At 60.2% G+C, this 3,939-nt stretch carries 4 protein-coding genes and 1 pseudogene; 3 read left to right on the plus strand and 2 right to left on the minus strand.

Going from position 1 to position 3,939, the window contains the following annotated elements:
- A pseudogene (locus ACLPJJ_RS02220) lies at positions 1–479 on the minus strand (hypothetical protein); the annotation flags it as partial.
- A gap of 41 nt (positions 480–520) precedes the next feature.
- On the opposite strand from ACLPJJ_RS02220, the gene ACLPJJ_RS02225 reads away from it, so the two are divergent.
- The 3 genes from ACLPJJ_RS02225 to ACLPJJ_RS02235 all read left to right on the plus strand — a co-directional run bounded on the left by ACLPJJ_RS02225 (position 521) and on the right by ACLPJJ_RS02235 (position 2,791).
- Positions 521–1,510, plus strand: coding sequence for a CorA family divalent cation transporter (locus tag ACLPJJ_RS02225; RefSeq protein WP_443589132.1), 990 nt, complete (start codon positions 521–523; stop codon positions 1,508–1,510).
- Positions 1,511–1,626: 116 nt separating this feature from the next.
- Entirely contained in the window at positions 1,627–2,313 is a 687-nt protein-coding gene (locus tag ACLPJJ_RS02230; RefSeq protein WP_443589133.1) for a 3'-5' exonuclease, read from the plus strand.
- Positions 2,314–2,551: 238 nt separating this feature from the next.
- On the plus strand, positions 2,552–2,791 hold the full coding sequence (locus ACLPJJ_RS02235) for a hypothetical protein (protein WP_443589134.1): 240 nt from the start codon (positions 2,552–2,554) through the stop codon (positions 2,789–2,791).
- Positions 2,792–3,162: 371 nt separating this feature from the next.
- Here ACLPJJ_RS02235 and parS read toward each other — a convergent pair whose 3' ends face one another.
- Positions 3,163–3,789 carry a type II RES/Xre toxin-antitoxin system antitoxin gene (gene parS / locus ACLPJJ_RS02240; protein ID WP_443589135.1) on the minus strand — a complete coding sequence of 209 codons (627 nt, stop codon included), beginning with the start codon at positions 3,787–3,789 and terminating at the stop codon, positions 3,163–3,165.
- Between the last annotated feature and the right edge of the window lie 150 nt (positions 3,790–3,939).

Raw genomic sequence — 3,939 nt, forward strand, 5'->3', positions numbered from 1 at the left:
CCGCCGCCCGGCAGGCGCGCGTCAATCGCCGGCAGATCGAACGGCAGCACCGCCGCCGCATGGCGGTTACCGGCTTCAATTCGCCGGATTTTTTCGCGCAAAACGGCAATGGCGGGAGGTGATCCCACGGCAATGGTATCCTCAAAATCGGGTTGGTCTGTTCCTTTTTTGTTCTCCTGCGCACGGAAAGAGTCAAGCGCAGAATCGGCCTGGCCGGGCATCCCAACTGGCAGCCTGGATGAAAAACAGGGAAAAACCTCTTGCGAACAAAACAAGAGAATCGGAACCTGACCACCCCTGATTTTTTGGAAAGCTCCTTCGGTGACGGCCGCGGCGGCGTACCTCTCCAAACTCAATCCCAAGAAGCGGCAGGCTGGCGAAGGGGGCCTATCTGAGAGAAGAATGGTCGGAACCGGCCCGGGCTGCCGAAGGATCTCATGGCCATGGGCAAGGCTTGCGGCTTCGATCTCGAGCGCCAACCTGAATGGTAAGCGCCTCTTGCAACTGAAGGAATTCTCTGATGAGCGGCACAACCCCTGATGCACCGGTTCCAGGTGTGATCAGCATTATCGACAGCGCAGGCGTGCAGCAGCCTGCTTCTGTCGCGGATTTGGCCAAGCGGATTTCCGCCGGCAAGCCGTTCTGGCTCGACATCTGCAGCGTGGAGCCCTCCGTCGCGAAGGAGTACCTCGTGGCATTGGGCGTGGAGGACGCCGACATCGCCAGGGCGCTTAGATTCGGCCAGGCTGGGCGCATCACGCTCACGCGCCACGGCATCCGTGGTGTCACTTGGGTGGCCGACCCGCAGCATGATTTTGTCGAGGTACATTTCCGCTCGTCCTCCACCTACATATTCACGATCTGGAACGGTGACGCACATGTTCTGGACGAAGCGCGCCGCGAATTCGCGGATCGTGTCGCGGGTATGCAGGAAAGCCCTTATCACGCGACAGCGATCATGCTGCAGTTGCTGCTTGGCACGCATTATTCGTTGCTTAGTACCATTGACGAAACGATTTATACGCTGAGCGTGCAGGTGAGGGAGCGGCCGGGATCGCTCAGGTTCTCCGACATCAGTCGTAGACTGGAAATGCTGCGAGCACGATGGCTGAAGCTTGAGCGCCACGCCGCCGCAGTCCGCGCGGCGACGGTCGGTGTCGCTACGATGCCAGGTATCAGCGAGCACGGTGTCGATGAGTTGGATCAGTATGCCGAGAGGGTGGAAGACTTGGCGAGCCGGCTGTCGGAACGCGTCGATTGGGGATCAGTTGTGGTGCAGGATTACAAGGCCGCACTGGCGCAGTGGCAGGGCGAACAGATCAGCCGGCTAACGGTGGTATCGATCATTTTCCTGCCGATTACCTTTTTGACAGGCTTTTTTGGAATGAATTTCAGCTGGATGGCAAACAACATCAACGGGTTGGTCATCTTCCTTGCACTCGGCATTTTTCTGCCGCTCGCGTGCGCGATCGCGTCGGTCACCTGGTTTCGCTTGCGCGGGCTGTTATGAGCCAGGGGGCAGAACCAGAAGCACCGAGCATATGCAGCATCAGGTGGCCATAAGGCCCGGCCTCAGCCGCACGCATCCTCGGCCACATACTGGCGGCATCAGATCCCATCGCCGCTTTGCGTGATTCCCCAGCCCCGCCCCGCGCCAGCGAGGACTGGCCGAATTTTGTCGAGGCGGTCCACGCGATCAAATTCGGCCGCGCCGGCTGGCCCGCCGAACTGGGGCTGGCGCGACTCTGGTATGAGCCGCATCTCGACCGCAACCACGAGGACGCCATCACGCGGCGGGCCGACCTGCTGCAGCTGGAGCAGATCGCCAGCGGTTACCCCTCGCGCGAGCGTTTCCTGACCGAGATGACCCTCGACCCGCTGGATGCAACCAGCGACCAGGCCGGCGTGCCGCTGCTCGACGAGGATTATCTGAATCTCTCGACCATTCATTCCGCCAAGGGCCAGGAGTGGAAATCCGTCTTTGTCCTGAACGTGGTCGATGGCTGCATGCCCTCCGATCTCGGCACTGGCCAGGCGCACGAGATCGAGGAAGAACGCCGCTTGCTCTATGTGGCCATGACCCGGGCCAAGGACGATCTGCACCTGATGGTGCCACAATGCTTTTACACCTACGGCCAGAATACGATGGGTGACCGCCATGTCTACGCGGCGCGAACACGGTTCATCCCGAACGAAATTCTGAACCTGTTCCAGTGCACGACCTGGCCAATTGCCGCCACCGCGGCGGCACGCACGGCCAGCCAAGGCCCACGGGTTGATGTCACCGCGCGGATGCGCAGCATGTGGCGGTAAGTGTAAATCGGCAAGGGGTTTCTGATTTTGAGCGAGGTGACGCTCGCCACTAACGCCAGCACCACAGATTACGCGGAGCATCGCATTGCGCTTGGCCTACCGATGGCGCGCCCGACCTGGAGCCGGAGAAAACCCTGCTGCTGGAGGCCGGGTTCGACGAGCTGCGCGGCGTCGACTGGAACAAGGGCTGGTATATGGGCAAGGACACATCACGGCGCGGACGAAATATCGCGGGCTGGTGAAGCGCCGGCTGGTGCCGGTTGAGCTCAACACCCCCGGCGCGGCCCCCGGTACGCCTGTGATGGCCGATGGCCATGAGGCGGGCGAAATCCGCTCCACCGCCGGAAAGCTCGCCCTGGCTATGTTAAGGCTGGATGCTGTGGAGAAGGTGCTTACCGCCAGCGGCGCCCAGCTAATACCGCGCATTCTCACCTGGATGCAGCTGCCGCACCCGACGAAATCTTCCGGCACGGCGTGACCAGTTCGTTGGAAAGCCAACAATCAGATAGAGCATACAAACCGAGACGGATTCCAACTCCAAACCGTATCGGCGTATAATAAATGCGGCGGCGGGTTTTCCTCGATTTACGAAGCGTAAGATTATTGAGGAATACTATTCCACGGTTCAGTAGCGGAACGTCGGTTGGAGCGAAATCGGCCAAGTTCCGCATAACGACGGTCATGCTATGTGCCAGGGCAGTCGCGGCGATATACGCATCTCTGTCGGGGCGAGGATCTGGCACATGGAGGTGGGCACATCCAAAACGGCGGCAAGCAGAGACCAGACAGCCGTCTTCACCAGACAGATCAGCATGGGGACGACGGCACAACGGCCAAACCAGCATGGCGTTACGCCGCTATGCCGTGGTCAATCCTGACCAGGAGATCCTCGACCATCCTGGCGCCCGCCTCGGTATCGAGCAGCTTCAGCGGCTCCTCGTTGTTCAACGGTGCAGTCGGGCGGCGGAGCCAGCGGCGAGCCTTTTCCTTGTTGCCGAAGGTCTTCTCGGCCTTGGCGACCACCCTGGCGACACGCGCCAGCTTGTCAGACTGGTCGGGCGTCAGAGTGCCGGCCTGGCGTCGGCGGCTCAGTGTTCTCTTCGGTAGAATGAGCTCATTAACTTCGCCCAGCGTTATCGCACCGGACTGGACGATCTCGTCCACAAACGACACCGGCAAGCCCCGCCGAATGGCGTGCAGCCGTACCAACTCGGTGTCGACGGAATCGCAGGTATAAAAAATAATGAACGAAAGATTCCGCTCAGCTTCTGTCTTCGTCGCCTGGCTGCCTCTATAGCGCCCGTAAATCCGCACCGAGCCTTTTGCGACCTCCGGCGATATCTCCTTCCGACCAACAGCCGGCGCGCCCGGCTCAGCCGGCTTAACTGAAGCCCGGCGTGGTTTCACGCGATCTGAAGTTTTTTCCGCACGCGCCATTTGCCCACGAATATTGGGCATTTGGCCGTAGGAAGTCAAAGAGATACGGTCATTATTACTGGTGCCACTGACAGAGCGCGATCGAGAGGTTGTTAAACTCGATTTCCTCTTCGGCCCACAGAAGAATGCGCGCACGAAGCCGATCGGGTTGCATCCCCCCTAGCCGAGTGCTGAATTTGCTTGCATCGG

Source organism: Acidocella sp. (genome assembly GCF_052326845.1).
Taxonomy (GTDB): Bacteria; Pseudomonadota; Alphaproteobacteria; order Acetobacterales; family Acetobacteraceae; genus Acidocella.